At 73.3% G+C, this 17,691-nt stretch carries 13 protein-coding genes; 11 read left to right on the forward strand and 2 right to left on the reverse strand.

Annotated features, from left to right (window positions below; translation table 11 throughout):
* Nucleotides 1–37 precede the first annotated feature (37 nt).
* Nucleotides 38–3,592, forward strand: a complete 3,555-nt coding sequence (smc, locus tag ACQ1X7_RS14625) for a chromosome segregation protein SMC (protein WP_432478946.1) — start codon at nucleotides 38–40, stop codon at nucleotides 3,590–3,592.
* A gap of 6 nt (nucleotides 3,593–3,598) precedes the next feature.
* Here the strand turns inward: smc and ACQ1X7_RS14630 are convergent, their stop codons facing one another.
* Nucleotides 3,599–4,150, reverse strand: coding sequence for a TetR/AcrR family transcriptional regulator (locus tag ACQ1X7_RS14630; RefSeq protein ID WP_432478947.1), 552 nt, complete (start codon nucleotides 4,148–4,150; stop codon nucleotides 3,599–3,601).
* Between the two features lie 77 nt (nucleotides 4,151–4,227).
* Between ACQ1X7_RS14630 and ACQ1X7_RS14635 the strand changes: the two genes are divergently transcribed.
* From ACQ1X7_RS14635 to ACQ1X7_RS14675, 9 genes are all read left to right on the forward strand, one after another.
* Entirely contained in the window at nucleotides 4,228–4,554 is a 327-nt protein-coding gene (locus ACQ1X7_RS14635; RefSeq protein ID WP_432478948.1) for a DMT family transporter, read from the forward strand.
* A gap of 30 nt (nucleotides 4,555–4,584) precedes the next feature.
* The gene (locus ACQ1X7_RS14640) at nucleotides 4,585–5,019 is read left to right on the forward strand and encodes an acyl-CoA thioesterase (RefSeq protein ID WP_432478949.1); all 435 of its coding nucleotides are present in this window, start codon (nucleotides 4,585–4,587) and stop codon (nucleotides 5,017–5,019) included.
* A gap of 91 nt (nucleotides 5,020–5,110) precedes the next feature.
* Nucleotides 5,111–5,314 carry a hypothetical protein gene (locus tag ACQ1X7_RS14645; protein WP_432478950.1) on the forward strand — a complete coding sequence of 68 codons (204 nt, stop codon included), beginning with the start codon at nucleotides 5,111–5,113 and terminating at the stop codon, nucleotides 5,312–5,314.
* 99 nt (nucleotides 5,315–5,413) lie between these two features.
* Nucleotides 5,414–6,550 carry a signal recognition particle-docking protein FtsY gene (gene ftsY, locus ACQ1X7_RS14650; RefSeq protein WP_432478951.1) on the forward strand — a complete coding sequence of 379 codons (1,137 nt, stop codon included), beginning with the start codon at nucleotides 5,414–5,416 and terminating at the stop codon, nucleotides 6,548–6,550.
* Nucleotides 6,551–6,803: 253 nt separating this feature from the next.
* Nucleotides 6,804–8,159 (forward strand): ammonium transporter, encoded by a 1,356-nt coding sequence (locus ACQ1X7_RS14655; RefSeq protein ID WP_432478952.1) that lies wholly within the window; start codon nucleotides 6,804–6,806, stop codon nucleotides 8,157–8,159.
* A complete protein-coding gene (locus ACQ1X7_RS14660; protein WP_432478953.1) occupies nucleotides 8,156–8,494 on the forward strand; it encodes a P-II family nitrogen regulator in 339 nt (112 codons plus the stop codon). The genes ACQ1X7_RS14655 and ACQ1X7_RS14660 overlap by 4 nt, the downstream gene beginning before the upstream one ends.
* 122 nt (nucleotides 8,495–8,616) lie before the next feature.
* Nucleotides 8,617–10,863 carry a [protein-PII] uridylyltransferase gene (locus ACQ1X7_RS14665; RefSeq protein WP_432478954.1) on the forward strand — a complete coding sequence of 749 codons (2,247 nt, stop codon included), beginning with the start codon at nucleotides 8,617–8,619 and terminating at the stop codon, nucleotides 10,861–10,863.
* 68 nt (nucleotides 10,864–10,931) lie between these two features.
* Nucleotides 10,932–12,494, forward strand: a complete 1,563-nt coding sequence (ffh, locus tag ACQ1X7_RS14670) for a signal recognition particle protein (RefSeq protein WP_432478955.1) — start codon at nucleotides 10,932–10,934, stop codon at nucleotides 12,492–12,494.
* On the forward strand, nucleotides 12,491–12,856 hold the full coding sequence (locus ACQ1X7_RS14675) for a hypothetical protein (protein WP_432478956.1): 366 nt from the start codon (nucleotides 12,491–12,493) through the stop codon (nucleotides 12,854–12,856). The genes ffh and ACQ1X7_RS14675 overlap by 4 nt, the downstream gene beginning before the upstream one ends.
* Nucleotides 12,857–12,863: 7 nt before the next feature.
* Here the strand turns inward: ACQ1X7_RS14675 and ACQ1X7_RS14680 are convergent, their stop codons facing one another.
* Nucleotides 12,864–13,187 (reverse strand): hypothetical protein, encoded by a 324-nt coding sequence (locus tag ACQ1X7_RS14680; RefSeq protein WP_432478957.1) that lies wholly within the window; start codon nucleotides 13,185–13,187, stop codon nucleotides 12,864–12,866.
* A gap of 142 nt (nucleotides 13,188–13,329) precedes the next feature.
* On the opposite strand from ACQ1X7_RS14680, the gene ACQ1X7_RS14685 reads away from it, so the two are divergent.
* A complete protein-coding gene (locus ACQ1X7_RS14685; RefSeq protein ID WP_432478958.1) occupies nucleotides 13,330–17,589 on the forward strand; it encodes a BTAD domain-containing putative transcriptional regulator in 4,260 nt (1,419 codons plus the stop codon).
* The last annotated feature ends 102 nt before the right edge of the window (nucleotides 17,590–17,691 follow it).

Genomic DNA, 17,691 nt, shown 5'->3' on the forward strand with positions numbered 1-17,691 from the left:
CCTGCGCGACGGTGACGGACCACACGAGGAGCCTGCGTTGTACCTGAAGAGCCTGACCCTGAAGGGGTTCAAGTCCTTCGCCTCCTCCACGACCCTCAAGCTCGAGCCCGGCATCACCTGCATCGTCGGCCCCAACGGCTCGGGCAAGTCCAACGTGGTCGACGCCCTGGCGTGGGTGATGGGCGAGCAGGGCGCCAAGAGCCTGCGCGGCGGCAAGATGGAGGACGTCATCTTCGCCGGCACCGCCGGCCGGCCGCCGCTGGGCCGGGCCGAGGTGCTGCTCACCATCGACAACTCCGACGGGGCGCTCCCGATCGAGTACGCCGAGGTCACGATCAGCCGCACCATGTTCCGCTCGGGCGGCTCCGAGTACGCCATCAACGGCACGCCGTGCCGGCTCCTCGACGTCCAGGAGCTGCTCTCCGACTCCGGCATCGGCCGTGAGATGCACGTCATCGTGGGCCAGGGCCAGCTCGACTCGATCCTGCACGCGACGCCCGAGGACCGCCGCGGCTTCATCGAGGAGGCCGCTGGCGTCCTCAAGCACCGCAAGCGCAAGGAGAAGGCGCTGCGCAAGCTCGACTCGACCGAGGGCAACCTGAACCGGCTCGGCGACCTTCTCACCGAGATCCGGCGCCAGCTCAAGCCGCTCGGCCGGCAGGCGGAGGTCGCCCGCAGGGCCGCCGGGGTGCAGGCCGAGGTGCGCGACGCCCGGGCCCGGCTGATGGCCGACGACCTCGCCACGGCCCGGGGCGCGTTGGAGCAGGAGCTCGCCGACGAGAGCCAGCTGGTCGAGCGGCGCTCCTCGGTCGAGGCGGCGATCGCCGACGCCCAGCAGCAGGAGGCCGGGCTCGAGGCGGCACTGCGCGAGCAGCTCCCCGAGCTGTCCCGCGCCCAGGACACCTGGTTCACGCTGTCAGGACTGCGCGAGCGGCTGCGCGGCACCCAGTCGCTGGCCGCGGAGCGGGTCCGGAACGCGGGCGGCGTCGAGGAGGACACCGAGACCGGTCGTGACCCCGACCAGCTCGAGGCCGAGGCGGCCGAGGTCCGTGAGCAGGAGCGGGTCATCGGGACCGAGGTCGCCGGTCGGCGTACGGCGCTCGAGGACGCCGTCGCCGCACGCAGGGCCGCCGAGGACGCCGCGGCCGAGGAGGAGCGCCGAGTCGCCGGGGTGCAGCGCGCCGCCGCCGACCGTCGCGAGGGGCTGGCCCGGCTGCACGGGCAGGTCAACGCCCTCAGGTCGCGGGCCGCCGCCGCCGACGACGAGCTCGGCCGGCTGACCCAGGCCCGCCAGGACGCCGAGTCGCGTGCCGCGCGCGCGCAGCGTGACTTCACCTCCCTGGAGACCCGGATCGCCGGCCTCGACGCGGGGGAGGAGGGCCTCGACGCCGAGCACGAGGCCGCGAGCGCCGAGCTCGACGACCTCGACGAGCGGCTCGCCAAGGCCCGTGACGAGGTGCTCCACGCCGATCGCGAGCGGGCCTCGCTGATGGCCCGCAAGGACGCCCTCGAGCTGGGCCTCGCCCGCAAGGACGGCGCCGGCGCGCTGCTGGCCGCCACCGACGACGTCTCCGGACTGCTCGGCTCGGTCGCCGCCCTGCTCTCGGTCCGCGCCGGCTTCGAGACCGCCGTCGCGGCCGCCCTCGGCAGTGCCGCCGACGCCGTCGTGGTCGCCGACGCCGACGCGGCGGTCGGCGCCCTCGGCCACCTCAAGGCCGACGACCTGGGCCGGGCCGGGCTGCTGCTCGGCGGCGCTCCCACGACCGACCGCGACTGGCCAGGCCTGCCCGCCGGGGCGACGTACGCCGTCGACGTGGTGGACGCGCCCGACGACCACGCAGCTGCGTTGACCCGGCTGCTCCACAAGACCGTGGTGGTCGACGACCTCGCGGCCGCGCGGGCGCTCGTCGCCGAGGCCCCCGACCTCACGGCGGTCACCCGCGACGGCGACGTGCTGGGCGCCCACTTCGCCTCCGGCGGCTCGTCCGACCAGCCCAGCCTGATCGAGATCCAGGCCGCCGTCGACGACGCCACCGCCCAGCTCGCCGAGGCCACGGCCACCGCCGAGCGGCTGGGCTTCGACATCTCGCGTCTCGAGTCGGAGAGGCTGGCCGCCCAGCAGCGGGTCGACGTGGCGCTCGCCAAGCTCCACGAGTCCGACGCGACGCTGGCTGCGGTGGCCGAGGAGCTCGGGCAGTACGGCTCCCAGGCGCGCGCCGCGCGCGGCGAGGCCGACCGACTGGTGGCCGCGATCGCCCAGGCTGAGGAGGCGCGCGACGCCGACCTCGCCGGGCTCGCCGACCTCGAGGCCAGGCTCACCGCGGCGGAGGAGGCCCCGGAGGAGGAGCCGGACACCGCGGCCCGCGAGCGGCTGGCCGAGTCGGCGCGTGAGGCCCGCCAGGGCGAGATGGAGGCCAGGCTGGCCCTGCGCACCTCCGAGGAGCGGGCGCGTGCGCTCCACGGCCGCGCCGACCAGCTCGCCCGGGCCGCGCAGGCCGAGCGCGAGGCGCGAGCCCGCGCGGCCGAGCGGCGCGAGCGGCTGCTGCGCGAGGGCCGGGCCGCCGAGGCCGTCGGCGTCGCGGTCGGCGTCGTCCTGCAGCGCCTGGAGGTGTCGATCCACCGCGCGGCCGAGGCCCGCTCGGCGGTCGAGGCCAGCCGGGCCGAACGCGAGCAGCAGCTGCTCACGGTGCGGGGCGCGCTGCGCGACCTCGCCCGCGAGCACGACGAGCTCGTGAGCTCGGTCCACCGCGACGAGATGGCCCGGGCCCAGCAGCGGATGCGCATCGAGCAGCTCGAGGAGCGGGCGCTCGAGGAGCTCGGCCTCGACGGCGACGCCCTCGTCGCCGACTACGGGCCGGAGCAGCCGGTGCCGCAGCAGCCGGCCGACGACGCCGACGAGCACGCCGACCCCCCGCCCCCGGTGCCCTTCGTCCGCGAGGAGCAGCAGAAGCGGCTGAAGACGGCCGAGCGGGCGCTGGCGATGCTCGGGCGGGTCAACCCGCTCGCGCTCGAGGAGTTCGCCGCCATGGAGGAGCGCCACAAGTTCCTCACCGAGCAGCTCGAGGACCTCAAGAAGACCCGCAAGGACCTCCTCGACATCGTCCGCGAGGTCGACGCCCGGGTCGAGGACGTCTTCACCCAGGCGTACGCCGACGTGGCCACGGCGTTCGACGCGACGTTCGCCCGCTTGTTCCCCGGCGGCGAGGGTCGGCTGGTGCTCACCGACCCGGGCGACATGCTCGCGACCGGGGTCGAGGTCGAGGCCCGGCCGCCGGGCAAGAAGGTGAAGCGGCTCTCGTTGCTGTCGGGGGGTGAGCGGTCGCTGGTCGCGGTGGCGTTCCTGGTGGCGCTGTTCAAGGCCCGCCCCTCGCCCTTCTACATCCTCGACGAGGTGGAGGCCGCCCTCGACGACACCAACCTCGGCCGCCTGCTCGAGATCTACGAGGAGCTGCGCGAGAGCTCGCAGCTGCTGGTGATCACCCACCAGAAGCGGACCATGGAGGTCGGGGACGCGCTCTACGGCGTGAGCATGCGCGGCGACGGCGTGACGACGGTGATCAGCCAGCGGCTGCGCGAGGTGGCCACCGGCTGAGCCCGGTCACGAGGTGGCGAGCGCCTCCGCCGCGACCGCGAGGTCGTCGACACCTTGGGCGAGCTCCTCGGGCCGGTCGGTGATCAGGGTGAGGTGGAATCCGTAGAGCGCCGAGTCGACCAGGGTCACCAGGCGCCCCACCCGCTCAGCCGGTGCCCCGCTCGCGACCAGGTGGTCGCCGAGCACGGCGGCCCACTGCTGGTTGCTGGTGCGCGCGTCTGAGCGGTAGGGCTCCTCGCCGATCAGCCCGCTGGCGGCGGCCTGCACGTAGAGGGTGAGGCAGGACCGGAGCGGCTCCTGACGGTAGGTCTCCCACAACCGGTTGACGGCGTCGCGGACCGACGCAGCCGGCGGGAGGGCGCCGACGACGCGGGCGGCGCGGGCCGTGGACTCGGCGACCACGGCCGAGACCAGGGCGTCGCGGCTGCCGAAGTGGTAGAGGAGCATCCGGTCGCTGGTGCCGACCGCCGCGGCGAGCGGGCGCAGGGTCAGCCCGATCAGTCCGTCGGACAGCACGTGGTCGGTGACCCGGTCCAGCAGCTCCTCGCGACGACCCACTCGCGCAGTGTAGCGAGTGCTACAGTTGCGATGTAGCACTCGCTACGTCGAGTGTCGCCGTACCTGGGAGGGAACTCATGGCCGGGGCCGTCGCGCTGCTGCTGCTCGCCATCGTCGTGGAGGTCTTCGCCACCGCGCTGCTGCCGCGCACCGACGGCTTCACCGACCCCCTGTGGTCCGTGGTGGTCGTCGCCGGCTACGTCGTCTCGATCGGACTGCTCGCGGTGGTGGTCCGCACCCTGCCCGTGTCGACGACGTACGCCGTGTGGGCCGGGCTCGGCACCGCCCTGGTCGCGGTGGTGGGCTACCTGTTCCTGGGCGAGCAGATGGGCTGGCTCAAGGGGGTCTCGCTCGGCCTGATCGTGCTGGGCGTCGTGGGCCTGAACCTGGCGGGCGCCCACTGACCCGACGGCGGGGGCTGCCATGATCGCCGCATGCCCGCCGGCCGACCGACCCGCGACGAGTACGTGTCGTGGGAGACCGTCACCACCCGCTGGGCCGACATCGACGTCTACGGGCACATGAACAACGCCCGCTACTTCGAGCTGATCGACACGGTCGTCAACAACCACCTCGTCGCGGCCACCGGGGTCGACATCCGTGAGCTGCCCGCCATCGGCGTGGTCGCCGAGGTCGGCTGCCGCTACTTCGCGGAGGTGGGCTACCCCGACCCGGTCGACCTCGGCATCGTCGTCGACCGGGTCGGCCGCTCGTCGGTCAGCTACCGGGTGGGGCTGTTCCAGGGCTCCGACGAGGCCGCGGCCGAGGGGCGCTTCGTCCACGTCTACGTCGACAACACCGACCCGGCCCGGCCGGTGGTCCCCCTCCCCGACGAGATCCGGGACGCCGTCTCGACCCTGGTCCGGTGAGATGGCTCACCCGCCCGGGTGCCGACGTGCGCACAGGCCCGCCGGTGTGGAACGGTGGAGGCACGCCCCCCACCCCTCGTAAGGAACTCACGTGCTCTCGATCGTGATCTCGATGGTCGTCATCGTCGTCGTCGCCGGTGTCGTCGTCACCTTCGTCGCCTTCCCCCACCGCGGCGCGGAGGTGCCGGGGGCGCCCTGGCTCGGTGACGGCATGAGCCGCGCCGTCGACATCCTCCCGACCCTCGACAACACCTCGAGCGACGACACCGCCGAGGCCGACAAGCGCAGCGCCTGAGGGACCGCAGGAACTGCCTGCGCCCTGTGACGGCTGTGGCGTCCAGCAGCCGAGGAGCGCGGATGCCGGCACCCGGACTCCGGCTGGTTGGATGGAGCCATGGGTGACCTGCTCTACCTGATCGTCGGCATCGCCGTCCTCGGCGTCCTGCTGGTCGTCGGCCTGCTGGTGCGGGCGCGCGGCGGGGGCCATACGCCTGACGCCGGGACCGACGTCATCACCCGGCCGCCGGCGGAGCCGACGCCGGAGGCCGAGGCGCCGGCCGCGCCCCCCGTGGAGGCGCCCGCCCAGCCGGCCGCGCCGACGATCGAGCGCCCCGAGGGCACGGCGTCCCGGATGCAGCGGCTGCGGCAGCGGCTCGCGGGCTCGCAGGGCGGCTTCGGGCGGGGGCTGCTGGCGCTGATCTCCCGGGACCGGCTCGACGAGGACACGTGGGAGTCGATCGAGGACGTGCTGCTCACCGCCGACATCGGGGTGGCGCCCACGCAGCAGGTCGTCGACAACCTGCGCACGCGGTTGCGGGTCGAGGGGGGTCAGGCGCCGGACGCGCGCGCCGTCCTCCACGAGGAGCTCGTGGCCCTGGTCGACCCGTCCCTGGACCGGCGGCTGCAGATCACCGGGGACGACGGCCGTCCGGGCGTGGTGCTGGTGGTCGGCGTCAACGGCTCGGGCAAGACCACGACGGTCGGCAAGATCGCCCGGATCCTGGTGGCCGAGGACAAGCAGGTCGTCCTGGGTGCCGCTGACACCTTCCGGGCGGCGGCGGTCGACCAGCTCGCCACGTGGGGCGAGCGCGTCGGCGTCGAGGTCGTCCGCGGACCCGAGGGAGGCGACCCCGCCTCGGTCGCCTTCGAGGCGGTCCGCTCCGGGGTCGACACCGGTGCCGACACCGTGATCGTCGACACGGCCGGCCGGTTGCAGAACAAGGCCGGGCTGATGGACGAGCTCGGCAAGGTCAAGCGGGTCATCGAGAAGCAGGCACCCGTCACCGAGGTGCTGCTCGTGCTCGACGCCACGACCGGCCAGAACGGCCTGATCCAGGCGCGGGTGTTCTCCGAGGTGGTCGACGTCAGCGGGATCGTGCTCACCAAGCTCGACGGGTCCGCCAAGGGCGGCATCGTGGTCGCCGTCCAGCGCGAGCTCGGCGTACCCGTCAAGCTGGTCGGCCTCGGCGAAGGCCCCGACGACCTCGCCCCCTTCGACCCCCGCGCCTTCGTCGACGCACTCCTGGGCTAGACGCGGTACTCCAGTGAGAAGTGGCCCCTGCGGTCGGCGTCTCAGGGGCCACTTTCCACTGGACTACCGTCGCCCCGCGCGGCACCCGTAACGCGGACGTAACACGGGGCGGCCATCCGTTGCCTGCCCGCAACACGGGCCACCGCGGACCGAAATCTGGGCCGACCAGAGTCCCGGTCAATGGGTCCAGGTGGCTGCGGACAACGCCGTCCGACCTCCCGGCCCTGCCACGTGAAGATTCCCTGGAGGTCCCATGGACTACGGCTATCACGCCTGGATGCTGGTAGCGGCGTCCCTCGTCATCTTGATGACCGCGCCCGGCCTGGCGCTCTTCTACGGCGGCATGAGCCGCTCGAAGAGCGTCCTGAACATGATGATGATGTCGTTCGGCACCATCGGCATCGCCGGCATCGTCTACGTGCTGTGGGGCTGGTCGATGTCCTTCGGCACCGAGGACATCGCGATGATCATCAACAACCCGTTCGAGACCTTCGGCCTGGCCGGTGTCTCCGGGCAGGACTACATCTTCGTGGGCTTCCAGCTCACGTTCGCCGTGATCACGGCGGCGCTCATCAGCGGCGCGGTCGCCGATCGCCTGAAGTTTTCCTCCTGGATGCTCTTCGTGCCGCTCTGGCTCACGCTCTCGTACTTCCCGATCGCCCACATGGTCTGGGGCGGCGGCTTCCTCGGCTCGGCGGCGAACGGCATCTCCGGACTGCTGTTCGACGGTGACCCGCTGCCGATCGACTACGCGGGCGGCACGGTCGTCCACATCAACGCCGGTGTGGCCGGGCTGGTGCTCGCCCTGATGCTCGGCAAGCGGCTGGGGTTCGGCAAGGAGCCGATCAAGCCGCACAACCTGACGCTGACCATGCTCGGCGCCGGGTTGCTGTGGTTCGGCTGGTACGGCTTCAACGTCGGCTCGATCGTCTTCGGCGGCGAGAGCGCCGAGGCCGACGCGGCGCAGTTCCTCAGCGAGACCAGCCTGGTCTGGCTCAACACCACCGTCGCGACCTGTGCGGCGATCCTCGGCTGGCTGCTCGTCGAGAAGGTCCGCGACGGCAAGGCCACCTCCCTGGGCGCCGCCTCCGGTGTCGTGGCCGGCCTGGTCGCGATCACCCCGGCGTGCGGCGCCCTGTCGCCGGTCGGCTCGATCGTCCTGGGCGTGCTCGCGGGCGTGTTCTGCTCCCTGGCGGTCGGCCTGAAGTACCGCTTCGGCTACGACGACGCGCTCGACGTCGTCGGCGTCCACCTGGTCGGCGGACTCGTCGGCACCATCGGGGTCGGCTTCCTGGCCACTTCGACCGGCCTCCTGTACGGCGGGGGCGCCGCCCAGCTGGTCGTGCAGGTCCTCGTCGCCCTGGGCGCGATGCTGTGGTCGGCGGTGGCCACGTTCGTGGTCGCCTCCGTCGTGAAGCTCCTCATCGGGCTCCGCGTGGAGGAGGATGTGGAGGTCGAGGGCATGGACTTCGCCGAGCACGGCGAGTCGGCGTACGACCTCACCGGGACCGGCAGCCGGCGCGGCGGCGCGGCGCTCGCGCCCAGCACCGGCGTGCTGGAGGGCACCACGAAGGACAGCACCGACACGAAGGAGGGTGTGAACGCATGAAGCTCGTCACCGCGGTCATCAAGCCGCACAAGTGGGACGACGTCCGTGAGGCCCTCGAGACCTTCGGGGTGACCGGGATGACCGTCAGCGAGGTCAGCGGCTACGGCCGGCAGAAGGGCCACACCGAGGTCTACCGGGGCGCGGAGTACGACATCGCCCTGGTGCCGAAGATCCGGATCGAGATCGTCGTCGACGACGCCGACGCGGAGGACGTGGTGGGGATCGTGGTGAAGACCGCGCAGACCGGCCGCATCGGCGACGGCAAGGTCTGGGTCAGTCCGGTGGAGTCCGTCACCAGGGTCCGGACCGGCGAGCAGGACGGCGCCGCCCTCTGAGCGGCGCGGGCCGAGCCTGCGAGGCCCGGAATGGCCGCGAAGGTTGAGGAGGGTCGACGCACCCCCGAGCTGGCTCGGGGGTGCGTGACCAGTCTCGAAACCCCCGCACCCGGGTGGCGGCAGTGACCGCAGGTGACAGGAAGCGACGCACGACCGAGGCAGACGCACTCTGCACGGCGGCATACGAGAAGGCCGACGCTCCCACCACCGGCCTGGCGCTGGTGGCGGTGGGTGGCTACGGCCGCGGCGAGCTGGCGCCGTGCTCGGACCTCGACGTGGTGCTGGTCCACGAGGAGGGTGTCGACCCGGGAGCGGTGGCCGCCGACGTCTGGTACCCGCTGTGGGACAGCGGGACCCGCCTCGACCACTCGGTCCGGAGCCTGCCGGAGATGGTGGCTGCGGGCGCCGGCGACCTCAAGGTCGCGCTCGGCCTGCTCGACGTCCGGCACGTGGCCGGTGACCCCAACCTGACCCTGCGGCTGCGGGGGGCGGTGCTGACGGCGTGGCGACGTGACGCACGCGACCGGCTCCCTGACCTGCAGCGGCTGGTGACCTCGCGGCACGAGCTGCTGGGGGAGCTGGCCCACCTGTCGGTCCCGGACCTGAAGGAGGCGGAGGGCGGCCTGCGCGACGCCACGGTGCTCAACGCCCTGGTCGCCTCGTGGCTGGTCGACGTGCCGCACACCGACCTCGAGCGCTCGCGGCAGGCCCTGCTCGACGTCCGCGACGTCCTCCACGCGACCACCGGCCGGGCGACCGACCGGATCGCCCCGGAGACGTGGCCGGACCTCGCCACGGGTCTCGGGTTGGAGGACGAACGGTCGGCGCAGGTGCACGTCCGGGAGCTCGGCCGCCGCATCGGGCACATCTCCCGGCTGACCTGGCGCCGGGTCGACGCGGTGCTGGCGCGACCCCGGACCGGACGCCGGGCCCGGACGCCGGACCTCGCGCCGATCGGTCCGGTGCTCGCGCTCTCGGGTGGCGAGGTGGTGCTCGCCTCCTGGGCCCGCCCCGCGGAGGACCCGCTCCTGCTGCTGCGCGCGGCGGCCGAGGCAGCCGAGCGCGACGCGGTGCTGGCCCCGGCGACGGCCGCTCGGCTGGTGCGCGAGGGCGCGGCACTGCCGGAGCCCTGGCCGGATGCCGCCCGGCAGCTGCTGGTGCGGCTGCTGGCGTCCGGGCGCGGCCTGCTCCCGGTGTGGGAGACGCTCGAGGAGACCGGCGCGCTGACGGCCGTGCTCCCGGAGTGGGAGCGGGTCCGGCTGCTCCCGCACGCCTCGGCCGTGCACCGCTACACCGTCGATCGGCATGTCGTCGAGACCTGCATCGAGGCCTCCACGCTGATCCGTGACGTCGCCCGTCCCGACGTGCTGCTGGTCGCGGCGCTGCTCCACGACATCGGCAAGGGAGGGCTGGTCGAGCACAGCGTGGCCGGCGAGCCCGTCGCGCGCACGGTGGCGACCCGGATGGGCTTCGACGCCGATGGTGTCGAGCTGGTGGCGCGGCTGGTCAGGTGGCACCTGCTGCTGTCGACGACGGCGACCACGCGGGATCCCGAGGACCCGGCCACGGTGGACCTGGTCGCGGGCCACCTCCGGGATGCCGAGTCGGTGACGCTCCTGCTCGCGCTCACCGAGGCCGACGCGCGCGCGACGGCTCCGAAGGCGTGGTCGACGTGGCGGGCGAGCCTGGTCAGGGACCTGGCCGCACGGGTGCTCGCGTCGCTGGGCGGCGACGGTCCTGCCGCGGCGCCCGACGAGCCCGAGGTCGACGCGTCGGCGCTGCTGGGTGACGCCCCGGTCGGGCTCGCCGTCGAGGAGACCGGCGACGGCGTCCGGGTGACGGTCGTGGCGCCGGACCGGATCGGCCTGCTGGCCGACGTGGCGGCGGTGTTCGCCCTGCAGCGCGCCCCCGTGCGGGCGGCCCGCGCATGGGCGCAGGACGACCTGGGTGTGTCCGTGTGGGAGGTCGCCGATGCGGTGGTGGACGCCGCTGTGCTGCGGCAGCGGTTCGACGCGGTCGTCGAACGCCGGGTGGACCCGACCGCGCGGTTGCGCCCCGCCGACCGGCTCGGCCTCGACCCGACCGTCGTCGTCCGGCCGGAGGCCTCCCGCGGGGCCACGGTGCTGGAGGTGCGCGCGGCCGACCGACCGGGGGTCCTCCATCTCACGCTCGCCGCCCTCGCGACCCTCGACCTCAGCGTGCGCTCGGCCCACGTGGACACCCTCGGGCCGCAGGCGGTCGACGTCTTCTACGTGCAGGAGTCAGGTGCGGGTTCACTCTCCGAGCCACGGGCCGCGGAGGCCGCCCATGCCGTCCGCGACGTGCTGGGTGGCGACCTGCGGCTGCTCGTCACCATCGGCCACGAGTAGGGTCCGCTGCGGCCCGGAGGCTAGGGTTGGCAGCCGGAACCACCCGTCACCAGTGCCAGGGAAGACACTTGTTCGCCACACTCTCCGACCGGCTCGCCGACACCTTCAAGCACCTTCGCGGCAAGGGGAAGCTGTCCGAGGCCGACATCGACGCGACTGCGCGCGAGATCCGGATCGCCCTGCTCGAGGCCGACGTCGCGCTGCCCGTGGTCAAGGAGTTCGTCGCGGCGGTCAAGGAGCGCGCCCGGGGCGAGGAGGTCAGCCAGGCGCTGAACCCCGCCCAGCAGGTCGTGAAGATCGTCAACGAGGAGCTCGTCGAGATCCTCGGGGGCGAGACCCGGCGGCTGCGCTTCGCCAAGTCCGGGCCGACCGTCATCATGCTCGCCGGGCTCCAGGGAGCCGGCAAGACGACGCTGGCGGCCAAGCTGGCGCTCTGGCTCAAGGACCAGGGCCGTACGCCGCTGCTGGTGGCGGCCGACCTCCAGCGGCCCAACGCGGTCAACCAGCTGCAGGTCAACGCCGAGCGGGTCGGCGTACCGGTCTATGCGCCCGAGCCCGGCAACGGCGTGGGCGACCCCGTCGCGGTTGCCCGCGGCTCGATCGACGAGGCGACCCGCAAGCTGCACGACGTGGTCATCGTCGACACCGCGGGCCGGCTGGGCGTCGACGCGGAGATGATGAAGCAGGCCGCCGACATCCGCGACGCGGTCGACCCCGACGAGGTCCTGTTCGTGGTCGACGCGATGATCGGCCAGGACGCCGTCGTCACGGCGCAGGCGTTCCTCGACGGCGTCGGCTACGACGGCGTCGTCCTCACCAAGCTCGACGGTGACGCCCGTGGTGGCGCCGCCCTGTCCATCGCCAAGGTCACCGGCAAGCCGGTCATGTTCGCCTCCGCCGGCGAGAAGATGACCGACTTCGACCTGTTCCACCCCGACCGGATGGCCTCGCGAATCCTCGACCTGGGCGACATGCTCACCCTGATCGAGCAGGCCGAGAAGGCCTTCGACCAGGAGCAGGCGCTCAAGGCGGCCCAGAAGCTGAGCGGCGAGGGCGGCGAGTTCACCCTCGACGACTTCCTCGAGCAGATGCAGCAGGTCCAGAAGCTCGGGTCGCTGTCGAAGATCATGGGGATGCTCCCCGGGATGGGGCAGTTCCGCGAGCAGCTCGACAACTTCGACGAGCGCGAGCTGGACCGGATCCAGGCGATCATCCGCTCGATGACCCCGGACGAGCGGGCCAACCCGAAGATGATCGACGGGTCGCGCCGGGCGCGGATCGCCAAGGGGTCCGGCCGGGCGGTCTCCGACGTGAACCAGCTGGTCGACCGGTTCTTCGAGGCCCGCAAGATGATGCAGCAGCTCGCCCGGGGCGGCGGCATGCCCGGGATGCCGGGGATGCCGGGCGTGGGCGGCGGCAAGCGCTCGAAGGCGAAGCAGCAGCCCAAGAAGGGGAAGGGCAAGCGGGTCTCCGGCAACCCGGCCAAGGCCGCGGCCCAGCGGAAGGCGCAGCAGGAGAAGGCGTCGTCCCCTGCCAACCCGTTCGGCAACCCCGACAGCGAGCCGGTGGACTACGAGCGGGCGGCCGCGGCGCTCGACCTGCCGAAGGACTTCTCGAAGTACCTCAAGTGACGACGACGCTCGTCGTCGACGGCGCCAACGTGGTCGGCGCCCGTCCCGACGGCTGGTGGAAGGACCGCGCCGGGGCCGCCGCGCGGCTCCACGACGCGCTGCTCCACGCCGACGTGCCGCACGAGGAGATCGTGCTGGTGCTGGAGGGGCAGGCCAAGCAGGGGGTGCGGGCCGGGGGGCCGCCCTCGCTGCGCGTCGTGCACGCAGCGAAGGACGGCGACTCCGAGATCCGACGGCAGGCGACGCTGGCCGTGGACGCCGGCCACGACGTCACCGTCGTGACCGCCGACCGGGCCCTCGCGGCCAACGTGGCGCCCGCCCGGGTGGTCGGTCCGAGCTGGCTGCTCGACCGCCTGGGCTGACCGGGCCTCACTTGCGGCCGGTCCGGCCGTTGCGCGCACCGGTCACGTCGAAGTCCCTGAACCAGCGCTCCTGCCGCTGCACACAGCGGGGCACTGGCCGGCCCGCCTCGAGCATCCGCTGCACCAGGTCGGGCGAGTACGCGCAGGCGGGCGGAGCCGAGTCGCGGCGCAGCCGGGCCTGCCAACCGTCGTACGTCGCCCCGGCGTCGACCTGCGCCTGAGCCTGGGTCTGGCGCGGCGCCTTCGCCTGGTCGCTGACCGCGGTGCCGCAGCCGGCCATCAGCAGCAGGGTCGCGGCGGCGACCGTGGTGCGGAAGGTGTGGTTGTTCATGGTGGTCTCCCTGGTGTCGAGGCCGGCCTTTCCGGCCCTCGTACCCACGGTCGGCAGACGCGGTACCGGACACGTGCCCAGCCGGTATCAGCCGGGTATCAGCCCCGTTGACGGCCCTCGGGGGCACTCACACAATCGAAGGATGCGAGTGCGGCTGCTCGGGCCGGTGGAGGTCGACTCGGCCGACGGGCAGCCGGGGCCGAGGGACCGGGTGGTGCTGGACGCCCTCGCGGTGCGTCACGGGAGCCCGATCAGCGCCGAGGGGCTCGCAGAGGCCCTGTGGCCGGACGGTCGCCCCGCCTCCTGGGCGAAGGTCGTCCAGGGATGCATCAGCCGGCTACGTGCCGTGCTGGGTCCCGAGGCGATCGAGACCACCGACCGGGGGTACCGGCTGGTGCCGGGGCGGCTGGACCTGGACCGTGACGAGTTCGAGGACCTGGTGCGCCAGGGCCACGACCACCTCCGGACCGGTGCGCCCGAGCGCGCAGTGGTCGCCTTCGAGCGGGCGCTGGCGCTGTGGCGCGGCGACCCGATGGTGGACCTGGTGGACTGGATGCCCGGGAGGCTCGAGGCGACGCGCCTCGAGGAGCTCCGACGCGATGCCGAGGAGGACCTGCTCCGGGCCCGGCTCGACGCCGGACAGCACCACGACGTCGTCCCCGAGGCCGTGGTGCTCGCGGGGGAGCAGCCTTGGCGTGAACGGCGGTGGGAGCTACTCGCTCTGGCCCAGTACCGCTGCGGGAGGCAGCGCGACGCGCTGGCCTCGATCCGGACCGCGCGCCGGGCCCTCGGCAACGAGCTCGGTCTCGACCCCGGGTCCGGGCTGGCCGAGCTCGAGCAGGCGATCCTGGCGCAGGACCCCTCGCTGGCCGCCGACCACGACGCCGGCGTCGCCACCGGGTCCTGCCCCTGGATGGGTCTGGTGCCGTACGACGACGAGCACCGGGACACCTTCTTCGGAAGGCGCGAGGACGTCGAGGAGTGCCTGCGTCGACTCGACGACAGCCCGCTCCTCGCCCTCGTCGGCCCCTCCGGGTGCGGCAAGTCCTCGCTCATGCGCGCGGGCATCGTGCCGGCGCTCCGGGCGCGGGGGTACGACGTGGTCGTGCTGACGCCCGGCATCGACCCGCTCGCCAGCCTGGCGGCGGCGCGCGCCGAGGCGGGCGACCACCCCGTGCTGTGCATCGACCAGTTCGAGGAGGCGTTCACGGGCTCGCCCGATGCGGTCGTCGCCGAGTGGCTCGCCGCCGTGGCGGACTGTGCGCGCACCCGCCCCGTCGTGCTGACGCTGCGCTCGGACCACGTCGCCGGCCTGGTCGGCGATCCCGGGTTCGCGGCCCTGGCCGAGCGGGGGATGCACCTGGTGGTGCCGCTGACCGGAGACCGGCTCCGCGCGACCATCGAGGGACCGGCGCAGGTGGCCGGGCTGCGTCTCGAGCCGGGTCTCGTGGACCTGCTGATGCGCGAGGCCGCCGACGAGCCCGGCGCGCTCCCGCTGCTGTCCCACGCGCTCGCCGAGACGTGGAAGCGGCGGGAGGGGGCGCTGCTCACGGTTGAGGGCTACCAGGCCACCGGGGGGATCAGTGGTGCGGTGGCGGCGTCGGCCGACCGGCTCTCGACCAGCCTCTCCGACGAGGGCCGCACCCAGCTGCGTTGGCTGATGCTCCGGATGGCGGGCCTGGCCGACCAGGGGGAGCCGGTGCGGATGCCCGTCGACCGGTCCCTTGCGACCGACGGCGTGGAGCGTGCCCGGGTAGTGGACCTGCTGGTGCGCGCGCGACTCGTCACCTCCGCCGAGGGCTCGATCGAGCTGGCCCACGAGTCGCTGGTGCGGGCCTGGCCGCGGCTGCGGGGCTGGCTCGAGGAGGACCGGAAGGGGCAGCGGGTGTGGCGCCACCTGGCGGCGTCGAGCGCCGAGTGGGACCGTCTGGGCCGGCCCGACAGCGAGCTCTACACCGGCGTCCGACTGGCGGCCGCCCGGGAGTGGGCCGCACGCCCCGACGCCCAGCCGGCGCCGCTCGAACAGGAGTTCCTGAGCCGGTCGGTGGACCACGCCGAGGCCGAGCAACGGGCCCTCGAGCAGCAGGCCCGGCACGAGCGGACCCAGAACCGACGGCTGCGAGGCCTCCTCGTCGGCCTCGGCGTGCTCCTCGCCTTCGCGCTGGGCGCGGCCTTCCTGGCCGTCGACCGGGGCCGCAGTGCCGCGGCGGAGCGCGATGCTGCGCAGGAGTCGCGCACCCTCGTGCAGCACGAGGCCCTGGTCAGTCGGTCGCTGACCCTGCGCGCGACAAACCGGGCCGCGGCGGCGCTCCTCGCCGTCGAGGCGTGGCGCGCCCGAGGCGACCCACTCGCGGAGTCGGCACTGCTCGGCACGTTCACCAGCGCACCGGGCTTCCTCGGGACGCGGTCGATGCCCTACCCCACCGTCCAGGGGGCGACCATTCCCGGTACGAGGAACGCGATCGTCTCGAGCGGCAACCGGCTCCACGTCGTCGACCTCGACACCGGCGAGCTGGGACCGGTGTTCGACCACTCCCTCGGAGACAACGCCAACATGCAGGTTCTGCGGGTGAGCGGCGACGGTCGCCGGGTGGCACAGCTGGTCTTCGACCCCGCGAACACCGACGTGTGCGGTTCCTACGAGCGACTCGAGCGGGACGACGGGCGGGGCTGCACCCTGCTGACCGTGTTCGACATCGAATCGCGCCGCCCGGTGTTCGGCCCCGTCCCGACGCCGTTCCAGGGGGGCGACCTGGCCATCGACCAACGCGGAACTCACGTCGCGGTGACCGGAGGGTTCGACGGCGACCTGACGACGTACGACGTCGACCGCGGCGTACGCCTCGGCCTGCTGGCGGGTCTGCCGCGGCCCGAGGAGGTCTACACCTACCGCGACACCGGCGCCGTGGCGTTCGACCGGTCCGGCCGCCTCTACCTCGGGTCGATGGCCGGCCCGGTGCGGGTCGTCGACCCAGGCTCGCTCGAGGTCCGACGTACCTACCCGGCGCCCCCGATGTCCACCCACAACTTCCTGGCGGTGACCCCGCGCGGCCTGGTCGGCGCGGGTGACCAGTTCCTTGTCGCGGTCGACCTCGACGACGGTCGCCAGCAGTGGCGGGTCGACCTGCGGGACGACACCGAGGCCTCGGAGTGCCCGACCACTGCGGTGGCGCCGGCGATGGACCGCCTCTACTGCGGCAACTATGCCGGCGAGATCGAGGAACGCGACCTGCACTCCGGCCAGCTCACGGGCGTGCGACGGGACCCGCAGGGCGGCCGGGTGGGCGACCTGGCTGTCGCCCACGGCAACGAGCTGGTCGCCTTCGGGGAGGGCAACGGAATGTCGCGTTGGCGGCTCGACGGCACCGGTCCGGTGGCCACGATGGTCGTGCCGGGCGCGACGACCCTGGGCGGCTACGACGAGACCGGTCGCCTGGCCGACGTCATCCCCGTCGGGACGTACGGACGGCCCTACCGACTGGTCGACCTCAGCACCGGTGAGGAGGCCAGCCGGTTCGACCTCGACACCTGGTGGTCGTCGTGGGTCGGTGACGACACCATCGCCTTCTCGACCCAGGAGGGCACCCTGCTGGGGCGCGTGGGCTCGGACACGCCTGTGCGGCCCGAGTCCCGGGCGGTGCGGGACGCCGACTGGCTCTACCCCGACCACGACCCGACGACTGCGTGGGCCGTCTCGACGCGGGGTCGCGGCAACCTGCTCGTCCAGTTCGAGGTACGCACGGGGGCGACGACAGGACGCGTGGTCCGCGTCCCCGGTGGCTCGCCCTGGTTCGTGGCCAACACCGACGCCGGTGAGAAGCTGGTGGTCTCGTACTCCACGCCGGTCACACCACTGTCGATGGACCAGGGACAGCGGTTCCGGGTACAGCTCGTCGACGTCGACGAGGGCCCCGTGGGTCGGGACACGCCGGGCTTCGTGGCGTCCGTCCCCGAGACCGATGGTGGCATGGGGCCGGTGGTGCTGGCCGACGTCATGGGTGGGCTGCAGGAGGTCGACCCGGACACCCTGCAGGCGAGCGCGGTCCTGCCCGGATCGGTCGGCCAGATCGAGTACCTGGAGTTCAGCGACGACGGGTCCCGGCTGCTCGCGGCCGGAGGCAACCGGGTCGCGCAGCTGTTCGACTCCGACACCTGGACCCGCATCGGCGCGATTCCCGCCGACAGTCCCGGGAGCGTGCGTGAGGGATTCCTGCGGTCCGACGGCGACGCGCTGCTCGCCAACGGCCGGCTGGGCGTCGTCGAGTGGGACCTGGACCCCGAGGTCATGGCCGACGCCGCGTGCGAGCTGGCCGGTCGCAACCTGACCCAGGCGGAGTGGACGACCTACCTGGGCGACGAGCCGTACCGGCAAACCTGTGGGGAGTTCCCGGCCGGCGCCTGACGGTCCACGGTCAGTCGGACTGCGGACGCTTCGGAGCGGTACGCCGCCGGACCGAGCCCGGCTCGACCTCAGGCCTGCGGTGACGACGGGCCCGGGAACGTC

This window comes from Nocardioides sp. GXQ0305, from assembly GCF_050880345.1.
Taxonomy (GTDB): domain Bacteria; phylum Actinomycetota; class Actinomycetes; order Propionibacteriales; family Nocardioidaceae; genus Nocardioides.